A 17,501-nucleotide genomic window follows, 5' to 3' on the forward strand; every position below is an offset into this window, starting at 1 on the left:
CTAATATGAACATTTGTACCAGATATGAACAATTTCACAAGGTCGCTGCGGGTTCCGCCGCCGGGCTTTCACCACGTCCTTTCTCGGCTGCAGCTGCGGCCAAACTGTCCTCAATTCCTGCTCACACTGATGAGATGGGGTGATCGTCACAGGGGCCCTGTCATCGCGTGGTGACCGGGCAGGCCCAGTTGCTCCTCGCAATAGGACCAGAATGCATCGACAGCGGCTCCAGGCTTTCGGTTTGCCAATCGCATAAACATAATGCTGCGCTGTGCTTTCGGCCTTACCATGATGCGTCTTACGCATCGGAAAGAGTCTTCGTTACGCATGGCATTTGCGGGCAAGATAGCGACAGCTATACCGTGTTCTGCCAATGCCAGAGCCGTCGTTCCGAACGTAACCTCGAAGCGCGTGTTCAACCAAATACCGAGACGGCCGGCGGTTTTGTCGACGATATGACGTAGGGGGCTTTTTCTGTCGAGCAGAGCCACAGGTTCGTCGCCCAGTTCGCGCCAACCAACGGTTTCCGCCGTGGCGAGGCGGTGATCGGGGGCCATATAGGCCGCCATCTGGTCGGTCTGAATCATCTTTTGATATATGCGCGGATCCGCCTCGACTCGTGTGGCGATAGCAAAATCAACCACGTCGTCGCGGACCAGCTCAACCAGGTTCTGTTCCGCCGTGTCGTGAATGATTACCCGAATTCCCGGATAATCTTTGGCGAACTTGCTGATTGCGATGGGCAACGGGCCGGCGGCGAAGACGGATGAACACGCGACCCTTACTTCTCCATGCGCCAATCTCGACAGGTCGCCAGCGGCTTCCTCGAGACGCTGGACATCGGTCAAAATCCTTTCCGCGGTAGGCAGCAGCTCCTGTCCCGCTTGTGAAAGCCGAACGCCCCGCGTGGTGCGGTCAAACAGCGAAACCGACAGCGTCTGCTCCAGATCACGGATCAGGACGCTGAGGGAAGGCTGCGTCACCTGCAGGATATTCGCGGCCTGAGTAAAGCTCTGTTGCCGTGCGATCGTAACGAATGCGCTGATCTGCTTGGTCGATATCTTCATCAACGGCCTCCGTTATAAAAAAAATCTATTTCTAGATAACAATTAATACGACCTAGCGTGCAACAGCAATCAATTCGGACACCCGAAAGCCAAGGAGTTGAGCTTGATGCAGGCCAATGTCCAAGCCATCGCACGGATCGCCGATGGCATTGTTCATATTCGCTTGAAGCCTGACACCGGGCAGGGTGCCCCTGAATCGACACCGGGTTCTCACATCGACCTGCATCTGCCGAACGGACTTGTCCGACAGTATTCGCTCCTTACTCCACAACGGGGAGAAACGATCGACATAGCTGTCAATCTTGACCCGCAAAGCCGAGGCGGCTCCGCCTACGTGCATCAGGTCCTGAAAGTCGGTGACAAGTTGGAAATCAGCCACCCTCGCAATCATTTTCCTCTGACGGAACATGCAGAGCAGTCGATATTCATAGCAGGCGGCATCGGCATAACTCCCATACATGCGATGGTACATCGCCTTACGAAGCTAGGGCGACGATGGGTCCTGTATCATTGCACACGCACTCCAGAACGTACCCCCTTTGCAACCGAACTCCGTGAGCTTGCCGCTGCATCCCAAGGATCGATCATCCATGTGCATGATGGAGTGCCTGGCATCCGACCGTTGGATGTATCGGCCATTATCGAAGCGGCGGACGAAACCACTCATTTCTATTGTTGCGGACCAACTCCGCTTATGGCCTCGTTCGAGGCGGCGACCGCGAACATTCCGCCTCATCGGGTTCACGTAGAGTATTTCGTCAATGAAGAAGCGCAGGCCGCAGGCTCGGAGTTCGAGCTTGTCTGCGCCCGATCTGGCAAGCGCGTCACCATTCCATCTGATCGGTCGATCCTGGAAACCTTGGAAGCACAGGGACTAGCGCCGCTTTGTTCATGTCGCGAAGGAACCTGCGGAACATGTGAAACCGCGGTTCTTCAGGGGGAACCTGACCACAGGGATCGCGTCCTGACACCCGACGAACGCGCAAGCAATTCAACGATGATGATTTGCGTGTCGAGAGCAAAGGGCAGCTCGATCACGCTCGACATCTAAAGGGAGCAGGAATGAGACTTCTTGAAAACAAGACGATCATCGTCACCGGTGCCGGAGGCAATATCGGAAGGTCGTACTGCCGAGGCTTTCTCGACATGGGGGCCAACGTCGTCGCCGCGGACCTGAACGACATCTCCACGGAAGCCCAGAGCTGGGGATGCGATGATCGGGTGCTGGTCGTCGAAGCCGATGTCCTCGATCAGGAAGACTGCAATCGCATGGCAGACTTAGCCGTCGAAAAGTTCGAGCGGGTCGATGGTCTCTTAAACAACGCTGGCTTCTTTAAGTCCGCAAGCTTCGGGTCCTTCATGGATATCACGGCTTCGGAGTGGGACGTTTGCTATCAGGTCAACGTACGCGGAACCTGGCAATGCATAAAGGCCGTGTATCCGCATATGAAGCGACAGCGGCAAGGCAGCATCGTCAACGTTTCATCGAACACGCCTTACAAGGGCGTGCCAAACTTCCTGCATTACGTCTCGTCAAAAGCGGCGATCATTGGCCTGTCGCGGTCGCTTGCTCGCGAGGTCGGCCCGGACGGGATACTCGTCAACACGCTTTGTCCCGACCTCATACCTGACGACGACATCATCGCGCGACAGGGCAAGGCCGCGGATGAGCGTACTGTCGAAGGCCGTTGCCTCAAACGCACGCAACTCCCCGAAGACATGGTCGGTGCAGCTGCGTTCCTCTTCAGTGATCTCGCTGGTTTCGTTACCGGACAGAGTCTTCTCGTCAACGGTGGCGCGCACTTCAACTAGGAGACAGCCAATGTCCGTTCTCGAATTGAAATCCCCGCCGCCTCAGGAAAACTCCACCTATCTGGCGCTGCGACACTTTTGGCACCCCGTCTGCTATTCAGACGATGTCACTGACAGGCCCCATGGTATCCAGTTGATGGGGCACAAGATCGTCCTCGCCCGACTTGGCGATGAACTCGTTGCGATGCAGGACCGTTGCCCGCACAAAGGCTCGGAACTGTCATTAGGCCAGATCATCGATTGCAAGCTTGAATGCCCATACCACGGCTGGCAGTTCAACGAGAACGGCGACTGCGTCCGCATTCCGGCTCGCGAAGAAATGGCGACAGTCGTGAACCGCAAGGTGCGCAAATACCATGCGACGGAATCCGCCGGCATGATCTGGGTGTGCCTGGCCGACACTCCCAAATACGCACCACCTGTGTTTCCTGAACTGCACAACGGCGAATACAGGGTCCTGCGGGGGAAACCCTACGACTGGAAAACGTCGACCCCGCGAAGGCTCGAGAATTTCGTCGATTTCGCTCATTTCTCGTTCGTGCATGATGGCACGATCGGCAGTCGTGATCATCCGCGCGTCGAGGCCGTCAAGGTCTGGCGGGAAGAAAACGTCATGCGCTTCGACCGCAGTGGCGTAAAGGAGCCGGGTGTCGGAAAGAAGAAAGAACTTCTCGGAATCACCGACGACTGGATCGAACCCACGAACGTCTACCATGTGACGATGCCGCACACGGTGCATCTCAAGCGCATCTTTCCGAACGGTAAAAGGTATGTGCTTTTCATGGCCGCGTCGCCGGTCGACGCGACGACGACCCGCAGCTTCTGGTGGCAGGCGCGCGATTTCGGCACGGAAGAAGAGCACGACGATTTCTTCATGGATTTCGAAGACAAGGTTCTTGCCGAGGACAAGCCGATCATCGAATCCCAGACCCCAATCCAGATGGACCTGGCAGGTGAACTTGCCCGACAGGAAATGCCGGTTCGTCATGCCGATATCGTCAGTGTGGAGTACCGTCGTTGGTTGCTCGAGCTGACCAATGAGCTCGCCAATGTCTAATGAGATGAGATCGCGTTGGGTGGATGGAGCGGCAGGAAAGCTTCATCTGACGGATTTCGGCGGCTCAGGTCCGATCATTCTTGCGCTCCATGGCGTCACCGGCGGCAGCTATTTGTGGTCCGGCGTCGCAAGCGCTATCGCCGACGATGCGCGGATGATAGCGCTTGACTTCCGAGGCCACGGACGAAGCGATTGGTCCCTGGATCACGCCTACGAAACCAAAGACCTTGTTGCTGATCTGCGCCTTGTTATCGATCAGATCGACTTCGGCGATGAGCCGCCAACGATCATGGGATCGTCCTGGGGCGCCTTGGCAGCGGTTCTATTGCTTTCGCAGACGCCTGAAGCCGCGCGGAAGCTTCTGATCGTCGATGTCGAGCCGTCATTCGAAACGCGCGAGACAGACGTACCTCCACGACCCTACCGCTTCCCGTCCCTTGAAAGTGCGATTGAATGGGAACGCCTTGCCAACCGCAATGCACCCCAGAAGGTCCTCGCAGAGTTCACGCGCGCATCTATGACAAGGACCGAGGATGGATACTGGATGCGGCGGCACGATCCCTATTTTCTGACACGTTGGCCTTTCCGCAAAGATGATCTTTGGGAAGAGCTGAGCCGGCTCGTTCAGCCGGTTAAAGTCATCCGCGGCGAAGAGAGTTTCGTCAGGCGCGGTATCTGTGAACGCATGGTTGCCCTCAATGAGGGGTGGAGATTTTCGGAGATCCCGAAAAGCGGTCATCTCGTGCCGCTGGAGCAGCCCTACCAACTGGCAAGAGAAATCGCTGAATTCATCAAGCCTAGCTGATCAGGGGAAACGCTCCCCGTGATCCGAATCCGAAAAATTGTGCAGTAGCCAGGTCTCAGGGAGGAGCCCATGCGAAATGCCAAACAGATAGCCGTCTCGTCAGATAGGCCGACCGACCCCGTCGCGGATCCCGTAGAAGAGATTCCGCCGGCGTCTCGGCTTGTCACGCTCGGCCTTCAGCATGTTCTTGTCATGTATGCCGGAGCGATCACCGTTCCATTGATCGTCGGGGGCGCGATCGGGCTGAGCAAGGAGGACATCGCAATACTGATCAATGCGGACCTGCTGTGCTGTGGAATAATCTCCATCATCCAATCTCTCGGCATTGGCCGAACGATCGGAATTCGGCTTCCGATCATGATGGGAGTCTCCTATGCGGGGTTTGCACCTATGATTGCAATCGGGCTTACCCCCGACGTCGGGATGACGGGGCTCTACGGTTCGATTATCGCGGCGGGCATCATATGCTACCTCGCAACGCCGCTAATCGCTCGGGCCCTTGTGCTCTTTCCCCCGGTTGTGACTGGTTCCACATTGGTGAGTCTCGGGATCGGGCTTCTGGGCGTCGCTACCACGTGGATCGGCGGTGGCTTCGGCAATCCGGATTTCGGCAAACCGATTTATCTGTTTCTGGGCGCGGTCGTCATTCTGTCGATCCTGCTGGTAGCGCGTTTCGCCCGCGGATTTGTCGCCAACATATCGGTGCTGGTCGGCATCATACTCGGTACAGCGATCGCGTATTTCGTCGGTCTGGTCGATTTTTCCGGAGTTGCGGACGCACCAATGATCGGTTTCGTCAAACCCTTTCACTTCGGTCTTCCCACTTTCCACCTGATCCCCATATTGAGCATGACGCTGGTGGTCCTGATCGCCATGATCGAGTCCATTGGCCTGTTCTTTTCCATGGGCGAGATACTGGAGCGCGATCTGACGCGTGATCAGTTTCGGCGAGGCCTGCGGGCCGATGCGCTGGGGGCAGTGATCGGCGGTATTTTCAACGCATTCCCCTACACATCCTATGCGCAGAACATCGGGCTGGTCGGCATCACCGGAGCCCGGAGCCGGTACATTTGCGTGGCCGGCGGCATCATGCTTATCGCTCTGGCCTTCTTCCCTAAAGTCGCCAGCGTCGTCGCCTCGGTTCCGAACTTCGTTCTGGGGGGTGCCGCTCTGGTCATGTTCGGTCTCATAGCCTGCTCAGGTATCCGCATTCTCGCGCGCGTCGACTGGCAGGGTAACCGGTACAATGGCTTTGTCGCTGCAATAAGCCTTGGCCTGGGTATGATGCCGAACATGTCGGCGAGCATTTTCAACAAACTCCCGACTTCACTCGAGCCGCTGCTTGGGAGCGGGGTGATTTTGACGGTGGTTTCCGCGGTTATCCTCAATGCCATGTTCAACGGCATCCGTCCGGATACGAACCGGGCTCCTGCCGTACATCGTTAGTAAGACACCGCCCCTCCGCAGGAACGTCAACGCGGAGGAGAAGACCTGATTTCAAGAGGGCCCAATGACGGTAGAGAACGCATCCCAAGCTGAAGATGGCGTCACGCTTTACGAGGGCGCTGACCTTATCACCCTCGACCGGGAGCGCCCCATTATCAGGAACGGTTCGATCGCCGTCCGAGAATCCCATATCATTGCCGTCGGTCCCACCGCAGAACTTGCGCGCGTCCACGGAGCAGCGGCTAGCCGTGTGAATTGGTCAGGCCATATCGTGATGCCTGGCCTCGTAGACGGACATAGCCACCTCTTTCAAAGTCTTGGACGAACGCTTGGCGATGGCCTCTCGTTGCTGCCGTGGCTTGAAAAGTTCATGCTGCCGCTCGCCGCAAGCGTGAGGTCGGAGGACGCGCTAGCCATTGTTCGACTAGCCGCCCTAAGTTCCCTTTTGAACGGAACGACATCCATCGTCGACAATCACTATGCACCCGTGGACGCAGAAACCGTGGTGGCGCTTGCGAAGGAGATGAGTGGAATCGGCGTGCGCGGGGTCGTGGCGCGTGGAATATTTGGACCGATGGTCGAGGGCGGAAGGCGAATGAACTGCGATCCGCGGCTGTTCCGTCATTCCACGGCCGAAGAGATCTCGATCACTCTTGATTGCATCTCAGCCATTCCCGCCGGACAGCTGGTCGAAATTTGGCCAATGCCGGAGAATATCGTGTACGTGGATCCCGAACTGATCATCGGATGTGCCGAGATAGCCGAGAAGCATGATATCGGATGGCAGGCACACTGCAGCGAATCCAAATTCGAGGTCGAAATATTCGAGCAGATCCATGGAGTGCGGCCGGCGATCTGGATGGAGAAAGCTGGCGTGCTATCGGAGCGCGCCTCATTTGCGCATGGCATCTGGTTTGACGATGCGGAAGTCGAGGCTCTCGGAGGCACCGGCGCACACGTCGTGCACAACCCCGTGTGCAACCAGTACCTTGCTTCAGGCATCATACGGCTTGGGCCGCTACTAGACGCTGGTGCTAACGTAGCGCTTGGCAGCGATGGCGTCGCCGTTGGCGGGGTCAGCATTTTCGAAGCGATGAAATCAGGGCTGCTTCTCCAGAGAATCCGGGAACTGAATCCGTTGGCCACCAGTGCCGAGTTGATGCTCGACCTCGCAACCCGCCGCGGCGGCCGTCTGATGCGCCGAGACCTTGGCAGGCTGACAACTGGATCTCTGGCCGATTTCGTGGCGCTCGACCTGTCATCTCCCATCCATCAACCGACGACACGCTTGGCGACAGCGGTCGTCATGGCCGGCTCTCCAACAGTAAAGGACGTTGTCGTAAACGGTGAGATGGTGGTGAAAAGCGGCAAGTCGACGCGAGTCGACCAGGACAAGGTCGTTGCAGACGGTTTGCAAGCCACAAGAGAACTGATCAAGCGAGCTGACTTGACCTCTTTGCTTACCGACTGGGTCCTCCCATCGTTTCGATCATGATGGAACAACCAGAGCTGCACGGGAAGGCGGGATCGCCCACCTGAGATTGCGACAAACGTGACGCGTGCCGAGGAACTGCCGGCCGCTCCGGTCTGTTAAGCCTTGGCACGGGCCCCAACTCGCGGCAGGATAGATGCCTCAAAGCGGGTGGACCTCGTCCGCGGGACCGGCACGACTTTCGGTCGTGTAGCTCCATCCCAGGTCGTGCAGAGAACATATGTTGGCTTAAAGTCTACATCCTCACGGCTCGAATTGTCCTTAAGAATGGCGGGTATCGTGCCTCGGAAGGAGAAGAAATGACCATGCAGGAGAGGCGGCCACGGGATCGCGGGCCCAAGGGGCGGGCGCTGGACGATGCCGCTCTGGCCGAGGTCCGGACGCTGCTCGGAACACGCGAGCGGCGGCGCGACCTGCTGATCGAATTCCTGCATCTGATCCAAGACCGCTACGGCTGCCTTTCCGCACGGCATCTGCGCGCGTTGGCCGAAGACATGCGGCTGGCACAGGCCGAGGTATATGAGGTGGCGACCTTCTACGATCATTTCGACGTGGTGAAGGAGGGCGAGACGCCGCCGGCACCGCTGACGATCCGGGTCTGCGACTCGGTAAGCTGCATGCTGGCGGGCGCCGAGACCCTGCTGACCGAGTTGGAGGCCGTCTTGGACCCGGCGGCAATACGCCTCGTGCGGGCGCCTTGCATGGGCCGCTGCGCCGGTGCGCCCGCCGCGCGCATCGGCGACCGCGAAGTCGACGGAGCGACCGCAGAAGGCCTGGTGGGCATGGCTGCGGCCGGCGAGACCGGGGTACAGCTCCCTGAATATATCGGGCTCGACGCGTGTCGGCGGTCGGGCGGTTACCAACTCTTGCGGAAGGTCCGCGACGGCGTCCTGAGTACGGAGGGGATAATCGCCATGCTGGGCGATGCAGGCCTGAAGGGGCTGGGCGGCGCGGGTTTCCCCACCGGCAAGAAGTGGCAGATCGTGCGCTCCTATCCGGGCCCCCGCCTGATGTCGATCAATGGCGACGAGGGTGAGCCCGGCACCTTCAAGGACCGCATCTATCTCGAGCGCGATCCGCACCGCGCACTCGAGGGGGCGCTGATCGCCGCCCACGTCGTGGAGGCGAAGCGCATCTACTTCTATATGCGCGACGAGTACCCGGCGGTGCTGGCCATTCTGCGCGCCGAGATCGCGGCGCTCGAGGCGGCGGGCATCGCTGCGCCGGGATACATCGAATTGCGGCGGGGCGCCGGAGCCTATATCTGCGGCGAGGAGAGCGCGATGCTGGAAAGTATCGAAGGGCGGCGCGGGATGCCCCGCCACCGTCCACCCTATATCGCCGAGCTCGGGCTATTCGGCCGTCCGACGCTCAACCACAATGTCGAGACTCTGTGGTGGATCCGCGATATCGTCGAGAAGGGGCCGGCCTGGTTCGCCGGCCTCGGCAAGCCGGGGCATCCCGGCATCCGCTCCTGGTCGGTCTCGGGCCGCGTGAAGGAGCCCGGCGTCAAGCTGGCGCCGGCGGGCGTCACAGTCTGCGAACTGATCGAGGACTATTGCGGCGGCATGGCGGAAGGCCACGAGTTCAAGGCCTATCTTCCCGGCGGCGCCTCCGGCGGCATCCTGCCGGCCGCGCTCGGCGACATTCCGCTCGATTTCGGCGGCGAACTGGCTAAGCAGGGCTCTTTCGTCGGATCGCATGCGATCGTGGTATTCTCGCAAGCCGACAACATGAAGGACGTCACCCTCAACCTCATGGAGTTCTTCAAGCACGAGAGCTGCGGGAAGTGCACGCCTTGCCGGGAAGGAACCGAAAAGATGGTGACGCTCTTGAAGGAACAGGGTCCCCTGCGGGAGACTGCGATCCGCGACCTCGAAATGGTTATGCGCGATTCATCGATCTGCGGCCTGGGTCAAGCCGCGCCGAATCCGGTGAACCACCTGCTGACGCACTTCCGGAAGGATCTCTGATGGCAAGCGGTATCGAATTCACCCTCGACGGTAAGACCGTTATCGCGGCTGACGGCGAGACCATCTGGGAGGTGGCGAAACGCGAAGGCACGACGATCCCGCACCTCTGCCATGTCGACATGCCGGGCTATCGCCCCGACGGCAACTGCCGCGCCTGCATGGTCGATATCGAGGGTGAGCGGGTGCTGGCAGCCTCCTGCATCCGGAGGCCGACTGCGGGCATGGTGGTGAAGACCGGCACCGAGCGCGCGCGTAAATCGCGCGAGATGGTGTTCGAGCTGCTCGCCAGCAACATGCGACCGGTTTCAGACGGTCCCGACCAGCAGTCGATGTTCTGGCAATGGGCCGGCTCCATGGGGATCGCGGGGGACCGTTTCGGGTCGAAGTTCGACACTGACGATGTGCGCCCCGAGTTCGACATCTCGAACCCTGCCATAGCCGTCAACCTCGACGCCTGCATCACCTGCGGCGCCTGTGTGCGCGCGTGCCGCGAGGTGCAGGTCAACGACGTGATCGGCATGGCCGAGCGCGGCAATCATTCGGTCCCCGTCTTCGACATGCACGATGCGATGGGCTTGTCGACTTGCGTGACCTGCGGCGAATGCGTGCAGGCTTGTCCAACCGGGGCGCTCTACGAGAAGTCGCTGATGGACCAAGCCGGAAAGACGCGCATCGTCCAGGAGTTCGACAGGGTCGTGGACTCGGTCTGCCCGTTCTGTGGAGTCGGCTGCCAGACGAAGGTCGCGGTGAAGGACAACCGGATCGTCCAGATCGATGGCCGCGATGGTCCGGCCAACGAGAACCGGCTGTGCGTGAAGGGCCGTTTCGGCTTTGACTATGCGATGTCGCCGGAACGCCTGACGAAGCCGTTGATTCGCCGGGAAGACGCGCCCAAGACGGGCGACATCGACCTTCGCAATGTCGATCCGCTCACAGTGTTTCGCGAGGCGAGCTGGGAGGAGGCGCTGGAGCGCGCTGCCGGCGGCCTGACGCGTATTCGCGACGAGCATGGCGGAAAGGCTCTCGCCGGCTTCGGGTCGGCCAAGGGCTCGAACGAGGAGGCCTATCTCTTCCAGAAATTGGTCCGGCAGGGTTTCGGCACCAACAATGTCGATCACTGTACACGGCTTTGCCACGCGTCCTCGGTCGCGGCCCTGATGGAGGGCGTCGGCTCGGGCGCGGTTTCGGCCCCCTTCATGGATGCGCTGAAGGCCGACTGCGTGATCATCATCGGTGCGCGTCCCACCACCAACCATCCCGTCGCCGCGACCTACTTCAAGCAGGCGGCCAAGCGTGGCACCAAGCTGATCGTCATGGACCCGCGCGAGCAGGACCTGATGAGGCACGCCAGCCATGCGCTGCGTTTCAAACCCGGCAGCGACGTGGCGATGCTCAATGCGCTCCTGCATGTCATCATCGAGGAGAAGCTCTTCGACGAGCAGTACATCCAGGCCAATGTCTCCGGCTTCGAGGCGCTGAAGGCCAAGGTCAAGGATTTCTCACCCGAGGCGATGGCGCCGGTCTGCGGTATCGAGGCGAATGTCCTGCGCGAAGTGGCGCGCACCTACGCCAAGGCCGAGCGCTCGATGATCTTCTGGGGCATGGGCGTTTCCCAGCATACTCACGGCACCGACAATTCGCGTTGCCTGATCGCGCTGGCGCTGATCACGGGCCATGTCGGGCGTCCCGGCACCGGTCTCCACCCCCTGCGCGGCCAGAACAACGTGCAGGGCGCCTCGGATGCCGGTCTCATCCCGATGTATTTCCCAGATTACAAGTCGGTGGAGAACATCGACATACGCGGCCAGTACGAGAATTTCTGGGGCCAGACGCTGGACCCCAAACGCGGCCTCACCGTCGTCGAGATCGTCGACGCCATCCATGACGGCGAGATCCGCGGCATGTACATCATGGGCGAAAACCCGGCGATGTCGGACCCCGACCAAAGCCATGCCCGCGCAGCGCTTGCCAAGCTCGAACATCTGGTGGTTCAGGACATCTTCCTGACCGAGACGGCGTGGCACGCCGACGTGGTGCTTCCGGCCTCCGCGCACGCAGAGAAGCTCGGTAGCTTCACCAACACCAACCGTCAGGTGCAGGTCGGCCGTCCGGCGCTCGACCCGCCCGGCGAGGCGCGGCAGGATCTCGACCTCATCGTCGAGCTCGCCAAACGGATGAGGCTTGGCTGGAACTACCGCGACGTTTCAGAGGTCTATTCCGAGATGGCGCAGATGATGCCGTCGCTACGGCACATCTCGTGGGAGCGCCTCATGCGCGAAGACTCCGTCGTCTATCCGGCCGATGGCCCGGATGTCCCCGGCAATGAGATCGTCTTCTCCTCCGGCTTTCCGACCACGGATGGGCGGGGACGCATTGTGCCGGCCGATCTCCTGCCGCCCGCCGAGGTACCCGACGACGAATATCCGCTGGTACTGACCACCGGGCGCCTGCTGGAGCATTGGCACACCGGAGCCATGACCCGCCGCGCCGGCGTCCTCAACGCCATCGAGCCCTACGGCATCGCGGCGATGAATCCGCACGAGATCAAGCGTCGTGGACTGACACAGGGAGACATCATCGCCGTCGAGACGCGGCGCGGCACGGTCGAGGCCATCCTCCGCGCAGACCGGGAAGTCGCCGATGGAATGGTATTCATGCCCTTCTGCTTCAACGAGAGCCCGGCCAACAAGCTTACCAACCCGATGCTCGATCCCTACGGCAAGATCCCGGAGTTCAAGTATTGCGCCGCACGAATTGTGCCTGCATCGAGGATCGAGGCCGCTGAATAGCGCGTTCTTGAAAGCGAGCGGACTCAGGAAGCCATGCCCCGATGTGAGCGCAACTGGCTCAGATGGGAAAGAGTCCACGCGATCTTTGATTGAATGACGGCTTGCCGCTGAAGCTTCCCGCATCCGTGAAATCTCCGGCTTCCAACGACTTGTTCCGCCTGGCCCAGCTCTTCCAGAGCCCGCTTACCGCCGGCCTCGCATCGATGACGTCGATGCGAGGAAGTTCATGAAGGTCGACGTGCTCGCGCTCGGCATGTTGACCGTATGACGCAAGAGCTGGACATTTGGCCGAGGATCTGCGCACCTATGTGATGATCGGCAACGCCAATAGGCTCCGCCGGTTCGAAGCGCACGGCGCTGGTCACTCTGTTCCGAGCGGACTACTGCTTAAAATCAGTGGGGGATCGTGTCCTCGATGCCTTTTACGTAGAAATTCATATTCAAGACATCGGCAGGGCTCGCGACTTCACCCGCGGCCAGCCAGGCGCTGCCATCTTGTTTGAACACTGGGCCTGTAAATGGCTCAAAAGCACCAGATTTAATCTTTGCCTCGGTATCCATCGCGAGTTTCGCGACGTCATCGGGCATATTGGTATAGGGCGCCATCACAACAATCCCCTTAGCCATACCGCCCCAGACATCACCTTGGTTCCAGCTGCCATCCATCGCTGCTTTGACCCGCTCGGTGTAATACAGGCCCCAGGTTTCGATTATGGCGGTGAGTTGTGTCTTCGGGCCGAATTTGATCATGTCTGAAGACTGCCCGAAGGCTTTGATGCCGCGCTCGGCGGCGACTAGCATGGGACCGGTCGAGTCGGTATGTTGCACAAGAATGTCCTGGCCTTGGTCAATCAGTGCCTTCGCCGCGTCGGCTTCCTTGCCGGGGTCGAACCAGGAATTGACCCAGACGATCTTTAGCTCGAACTTCGGATCTACCGACTGTGCGCCCAGCATAAAGGCATTGATGCCCATGATGACAGCTGGCACCGGAAATGACGCGATATAGCCAGCCGAACCGTTCTTCGACAATTTCGCAGCGATTATCCCTTCGACGTAACGCCCGTCATATGGTCTCGAATTGTAGGTCGAGACGTTTGGGTGCTCTCGCTTATAACCCGATGCATGCTCGAATTTGACGTTGGGAAATTTCGCAGCGACGCGGTTCACGGCATTCATGTAGCCGAACGAGGTCGCAAAAATGATGTCGCAATCAGATCTGGCAAAGCGCTCGATCGAGCGGTCGGCATCAGCGCCCTCGGATACATTTTCCTGAAATGCCGTTTCGACCTCGTCGCCGAGGGCCTTTTGCATTTCAAGCATGCCCTGATGATGTTGGTATGACCAACCTAAATCCGTAATCGATCCGACATAAACAAAGCAGGCTTTGGTTTTGGCCTCTGCTACCACCGAGGTCAGGGGAAGGATTGTTATGGCCGCCATGGCGGGCAGAAAAAAACGTTTCATTGGTTCCCTCCTTCAATTTTTCTAGTTGTGTCTCTTCCGAGCTTTTTCGTCTCTGCTTCCTCAGCCTGTCTGTGCCGGATCTCAGAGGCCAACAGCTTCACGAAGGCCTCCAGGGCGGGCGGCAGGGACCTTCTCGCGCGAACGTATAGGCTCAGCTCGCTGTATATGCGCGGCACCGTTTTCAGTGGTACAAAGGCCAGCTTGCTGTCGTGGATTTCGCTTTCGAGACCGAGCCTTGTTTGGAAGGCAATGCCAAGCCCCATTCCCGCGATACTCTTGGCCAGATCGATCGACGCGGTTTCCAGAAGTACATTCAAGGGGCGGCCGTATCTGGCGATCACAGGACGCATCTCTTGAGAGATCGTCAGTTCGGGACTGCTGAAGATCAGCGGATGCGCGGCACATTCGGCGAAACTGACCTGTGCTTTCCATGCCAGGGGATTGGCGGGCTGCATGATGGCGCCCATGCAAAACCGGCCAAGGTGGCAGCACCTTAATTCCGAACTGTGTTCGGAGGAGAAACTGAGCGCAACGTCGGCGTCCCCTTCGATGACTGCCTTCGCATTCTGCGCGGAGGTACCGTTTTTGACGATGATCTTCGCATTTGGATAGCGCTGGATCATCTCCCGGATAGCAGGGGCCACTAAGCCGGCACTCAGTCCTTCGACAGACTGCAGCATGATCTTGCCGCGATAGTCTGTCTGGAGTTCGTTGAGTTCACTGGCGAGACGTTCCTCATCTTGCAACACGGTGATTACGTGTCTGGCGAAAATCTCTCCGGCCGGCGTTAGCTTCAGACCTCGCGAGAGGCGTTCAAATAATGGAGTCCCTACCTCCGCCTCGAGTGCCAAGAGCTGACGGTTCAGCGCCGAAGAATCGATGAAAAGTTGTCGTGCAGCCTCCCGGATCGATCCGTGTCGACGGATGGCATCAAAGAACTTTAGTGAACGCCGTTGTATATGCAGCGAACTCTCCCGATTCTGGACATCCCACTCAGTCGACGGTTCCCGGCAGATTGTTTGTGTACTGGATTTCCCACCAGCTGAGCACGACATCGCGAAGCAATGCGGCGTCGTCATCTCCGTGGTATTCTCGCAATACGTTCCCAGCCTGGTTGAGTTTCGCCCATATTTCCTTGTTCATCGGCACTTCGATCCGGGTAGTGGCAAGCGGAACGTTCGTGAACTGGGGTTCGTAGCTAGGATCACGCTTGAGCGGTCGATCGGCCTTTATGTTTGGCTGCCGGAAGCTGGCTGGAGTACGAAGATTGGTAGGGAAGGTCTTGAGCGGTGGTACGCGCGCCAAATCGTTCTCACTCGCGCTGAAAACGCTGACCTTGATTTTTTTCAGCGAGAAGTTGCTGGTCCGGCCGACGTCATTCCCGCAAACGTTCGGGACGGCAAGGACATCCATCAAGGCCAAGAGTTCTACGCAGTGGTCGCCGTTTGAGCGCTGCCGCTTAATCACCGCGCGGTTGTCTTCGACGCCGGTGCACATGAAGAAGTTGAGGGAATCATGGACGTCATCGGGAGTGAGTCCATATTCCCGCTGAGCCTCTGCCTGGATATCGTGGCAGTTCGTGTGGTGGGCAAAGCCGTAAGCCGACTCATAGAGATAGGCGCTGCAGCGCGAAAACAGCACATCGTTGCAGTTGGCAGTGTCTCCCATAATATACATCATGGCGCGCTCCCGCGGTGGCGCGGACCAGATGAAGTGACCAGCGGTGGGGCTCAGTCCGTGCACGGCACGGATACGTCCTACGTGCATTGCCTCCTTGTAGTCATGAAGATTGAAGCAGTTGAAATCCACGCATTGTGGGCCTTCGATCTGTTCAATTTTCAGGATTTGATCCTTGAGAACCTCCACTGCCTTACCAGTGCCTGGCTCCATGATGAGCTCATCGACCAGTTCGCGATTTGATTGGTCTGTGTCGGCGTCAGAGTTCTGCTGATGGTGATCGGCACTGGCCTGAGGCGCAGGTCGTCCGTATTCGCCCAAGGCGCGATAGATCAGAGCCAAAAGGTCGGTTGCCCCACCGCTTCTGACGGCTCTCTCGAGGAGCTCGAGTTGTTGTTGGTTAAATGTCAGAACAAGAGTGTCAGCCGCCAAAATACCCTCCGAACAGACACGAAGATCGACCGAATTTACTCGATTGTAGGAGGCATTGTTGATGTCGAGTAGATTTAGTTTTGCCGCAAGGTGCTGTTGAAAGTGCAGCGCTTCATAAGAATCTTGTCTTCGATGTGGCCGGGCTCCATCGGGGCGCCAAGGTTCAGAAAGACATCGAGGAGCGAGTGAGGGAACGGGGAAAAAATTAGAACGGCTTGGCCGCTGACAGCTCGCAGCAGGGGATCCCGCGTAACGCCGGTTGTCCTCCTATGGAGCCTTAACCCAAAAACTTTTCAACAGGATCCTGCCTGGAGACTTGCGAAACTTCACCAGGGAAACAACTGAATTTGGCACCCCACTCCGGATCGGGGATTCAAGCCCAGCAGAGCTCATGAGCATCGCCGGTCGCGGCAGGCAACCATTAACGAAGGTCTTCGGCGCTGGTCGCGCGTTGTGTCTTGCGATCGGGTCAAAAAGGCGATCTTTTCGCCGCCCAGCGGGAGAAACATTTCCTGGACAGTGGCTTTGCCACGCTTAGCTGTTGTGGCGGTGCGTGGATGACGCGTGGAGAATCGAGAAATGGCACATGTGAATTCGACAGGTCGTGGTGGCTGCGCGTTGGGTCTGCGTATTTATGAACGGATCCACCGCGCATCGCAGGCTGAGCTGGCGGCTCTTTCCAACGCCAGCAGCTGTGACATCTCCGACGTGGCGCGCGGCAGAGGCGTCGTCGAAGGGGGCATCCGTGGCTTGTACAGCCCGATGGGCCGGATCTTCGGATCGGCCATTACCGTTGATCTCACGCCTGGCGACGGCTTGTTGCTGCGCGCTGCCATTTCAGTCGCCAAACCGGGCGATGTCATCGTTGCCAACGCGCATGGCGAGACTTCCCGTGCCGTGCTCGGCGGCGTCATCGCCATGCATATGGTCAAGCGCGGCGTGGCCGGGCTTGTCGTCGACGGCGTCGTCCGCGACGTCGGCGAGTTTCGGCAGCTCGGCCTGCCGGTCATGGCGCGGGGCTTTACGCCACGATCAGGTAGCACAACATCCGGTTTTGGCGAGGTCAATGTGCCGGTAGCCTGCGGTGGCGCGGTGGTGTGTCCTGGTGACATTGTCATCGGCGATGCCGAAGGGCTGGTCGTCGTCCCCCGCCTTTGGGCAGGCGAAGTCGCTCGCGCCATCGGTGCCGCCGGCCATCCCGAGTTTGCGCCGGAAACCATCACTCGGCGGCTCAAGGAATTGGCGCCGGATACGCCGGTGCTGGGCATGGATTCTGTTTATAAGGCAGTGGCCGAGCGCAACGGCGTGATCATCGATGGCGCCTTCGATGACGTGCCGGGGCCAAGTGCTGATCGGAGCGATCATCGGTGATATTCGCATTCCAGATACCAACAAAGCGACTTTCCCGTCGGCATGGTGTTGTGAAACGCCGTCAAGATGTCCGCTAGCTACGAATTCGTTCGAACTTGATCGCCTGCTTCCCGCAC

13 protein-coding genes are annotated in these 17,501 nt (G+C 59.1%); 9 read left to right on the forward strand and 4 right to left on the reverse strand.

Features of this window, described 5'->3' with window-relative positions; genetic code table 11:
• Window positions 1-146: 146 nt before the first annotated feature.
• Window positions 147-1,067 carry a LysR family transcriptional regulator gene (locus ACCO56_RS16345; RefSeq protein WP_433641844.1) on the reverse strand — a complete coding sequence of 307 codons (921 nt, stop codon included), beginning with the start codon at window positions 1,065-1,067 and terminating at the stop codon, window positions 147-149.
• 106 nt (window positions 1,068-1,173) lie between these two features.
• Between ACCO56_RS16345 and ACCO56_RS16350 the strand changes: the two genes are divergently transcribed.
• The 8 genes from ACCO56_RS16350 (at window position 1,174) to fdhF (ending at window position 12,441) form a co-directional block, all read left to right on the forward strand.
• Entirely contained in the window at window positions 1,174-2,118 is a 945-nt protein-coding gene (locus ACCO56_RS16350; protein ID WP_433641845.1) for a PDR/VanB family oxidoreductase, read from the forward strand.
• An 11-nt stretch (window positions 2,119-2,129) separates the two neighbouring features.
• On the forward strand, window positions 2,130-2,879 hold the full coding sequence (locus ACCO56_RS16355; protein ID WP_433641846.1) for an SDR family NAD(P)-dependent oxidoreductase: 750 nt from the start codon (window positions 2,130-2,132) through the stop codon (window positions 2,877-2,879).
• On the forward strand, window positions 2,794-3,936 hold the full coding sequence (locus ACCO56_RS16360) for a Rieske 2Fe-2S domain-containing protein (protein WP_433641847.1): 1,143 nt from the start codon (window positions 2,794-2,796) through the stop codon (window positions 3,934-3,936). Before ACCO56_RS16355 ends, ACCO56_RS16360 begins: the two co-directional genes overlap by 86 nt.
• Entirely contained in the window at window positions 3,917-4,741 is an 825-nt protein-coding gene (locus ACCO56_RS16365) for an alpha/beta fold hydrolase (protein ID WP_433641848.1), read from the forward strand. The genes ACCO56_RS16360 and ACCO56_RS16365 overlap by 20 nt, the downstream gene beginning before the upstream one ends.
• 69 nt (window positions 4,742-4,810) lie before the next feature.
• The gene (locus tag ACCO56_RS16370) at window positions 4,811-6,187 is read left to right on the forward strand and encodes a nucleobase:cation symporter-2 family protein (RefSeq protein ID WP_433641849.1); all 1,377 of its coding nucleotides are present in this window, start codon (window positions 4,811-4,813) and stop codon (window positions 6,185-6,187) included.
• A gap of 64 nt (window positions 6,188-6,251) precedes the next feature.
• Window positions 6,252-7,682 (forward strand): amidohydrolase family protein, encoded by a 1,431-nt coding sequence (locus tag ACCO56_RS16375; RefSeq protein ID WP_433641850.1) that lies wholly within the window; start codon window positions 6,252-6,254, stop codon window positions 7,680-7,682.
• A gap of 296 nt (window positions 7,683-7,978) precedes the next feature.
• On the forward strand, window positions 7,979-9,652 hold the full coding sequence (locus ACCO56_RS16380; RefSeq protein WP_433641851.1) for an NAD(P)H-dependent oxidoreductase subunit E: 1,674 nt from the start codon (window positions 7,979-7,981) through the stop codon (window positions 9,650-9,652).
• The gene (fdhF, locus tag ACCO56_RS16385; RefSeq protein WP_433641852.1) at window positions 9,652-12,441 is read left to right on the forward strand and encodes a formate dehydrogenase subunit alpha; all 2,790 of its coding nucleotides are present in this window, start codon (window positions 9,652-9,654) and stop codon (window positions 12,439-12,441) included. The genes ACCO56_RS16380 and fdhF overlap by 1 nt, the downstream gene beginning before the upstream one ends.
• A 393-nt stretch (window positions 12,442-12,834) precedes the next feature.
• On the opposite strand, the gene ACCO56_RS16390 is transcribed toward fdhF, so the two are convergent.
• The 3 genes from ACCO56_RS16390 to ACCO56_RS16400 are packed head-to-tail and all read right to left on the reverse strand — an operon-like array spanning window position 12,835 to window position 15,924.
• Window positions 12,835-13,905, reverse strand: coding sequence for a BMP family ABC transporter substrate-binding protein (locus ACCO56_RS16390; RefSeq protein WP_433641853.1), 1,071 nt, complete (start codon window positions 13,903-13,905; stop codon window positions 12,835-12,837).
• Window positions 13,902-14,984 (reverse strand): LysR family transcriptional regulator, encoded by a 1,083-nt coding sequence (locus ACCO56_RS16395; RefSeq protein WP_433641854.1) that lies wholly within the window; start codon window positions 14,982-14,984, stop codon window positions 13,902-13,904. The genes ACCO56_RS16390 and ACCO56_RS16395 overlap by 4 nt, the downstream gene beginning before the upstream one ends.
• Window positions 14,899-15,924 (reverse strand): DUF1989 domain-containing protein, encoded by a 1,026-nt coding sequence (locus ACCO56_RS16400; RefSeq protein WP_433641855.1) that lies wholly within the window; start codon window positions 15,922-15,924, stop codon window positions 14,899-14,901. The genes ACCO56_RS16395 and ACCO56_RS16400 overlap by 86 nt, the downstream gene beginning before the upstream one ends.
• 669 nt (window positions 15,925-16,593) lie before the next feature.
• Between ACCO56_RS16400 and ACCO56_RS16405 the strand changes: the two genes are divergently transcribed.
• Window positions 16,594-17,385, forward strand: a complete 792-nt coding sequence (locus ACCO56_RS16405; protein ID WP_433641856.1) for an RraA family protein — start codon at window positions 16,594-16,596, stop codon at window positions 17,383-17,385.
• Window positions 17,386-17,501 lie beyond the last annotated feature (116 nt).

It is taken from the genome of Mesorhizobium sp. 1B3 (assembly GCF_050958605.1).
In the GTDB taxonomy this organism is placed as follows: Bacteria; Pseudomonadota; Alphaproteobacteria; order Rhizobiales; family Rhizobiaceae.

What these genes read in the sequence shown, in the direction of transcription:
- ACCO56_RS16345 (WP_433641844.1), bottom strand. Translation starts at nt 1,067, where the DNA reads ATGAAGATATCGACCAAGCAGATCAGCGCATTCGTTACGATCGCACGG.
- ACCO56_RS16350 (WP_433641845.1), top strand. Translation starts at nt 1,174, where the DNA reads ATGCAGGCCAATGTCCAAGCCATCGCACGGATCGCCGATGGCATTGTT.
- ACCO56_RS16355 (WP_433641846.1), top strand. Translation starts at nt 2,130, where the DNA reads ATGAGACTTCTTGAAAACAAGACGATCATCGTCACCGGTGCCGGAGGC.
- ACCO56_RS16365 (WP_433641848.1), top strand. Translation starts at nt 3,917, where the DNA reads ATGAGCTCGCCAATGTCTAATGAGATGAGATCGCGTTGGGTGGATGGA.
- ACCO56_RS16370 (WP_433641849.1), top strand. Translation starts at nt 4,811, where the DNA reads ATGCGAAATGCCAAACAGATAGCCGTCTCGTCAGATAGGCCGACCGAC.
- ACCO56_RS16375 (WP_433641850.1), top strand. Translation starts at nt 6,252, where the DNA reads ATGACGGTAGAGAACGCATCCCAAGCTGAAGATGGCGTCACGCTTTAC.
- ACCO56_RS16380 (WP_433641851.1), top strand. Translation starts at nt 7,979, where the DNA reads ATGACCATGCAGGAGAGGCGGCCACGGGATCGCGGGCCCAAGGGGCGG.
- fdhF (WP_433641852.1), top strand. Translation starts at nt 9,652, where the DNA reads ATGGCAAGCGGTATCGAATTCACCCTCGACGGTAAGACCGTTATCGCG.
- ACCO56_RS16390 (WP_433641853.1), bottom strand. Translation starts at nt 13,905, where the DNA reads ATGAAACGTTTTTTTCTGCCCGCCATGGCGGCCATAACAATCCTTCCC.
- ACCO56_RS16395 (WP_433641854.1), bottom strand. Translation starts at nt 14,984, where the DNA reads ATGACGACGCCGCATTGCTTCGCGATGTCGTGCTCAGCTGGTGGGAAA.
- ACCO56_RS16405 (WP_433641856.1), top strand. Translation starts at nt 16,594, where the DNA reads ATGGCACATGTGAATTCGACAGGTCGTGGTGGCTGCGCGTTGGGTCTG.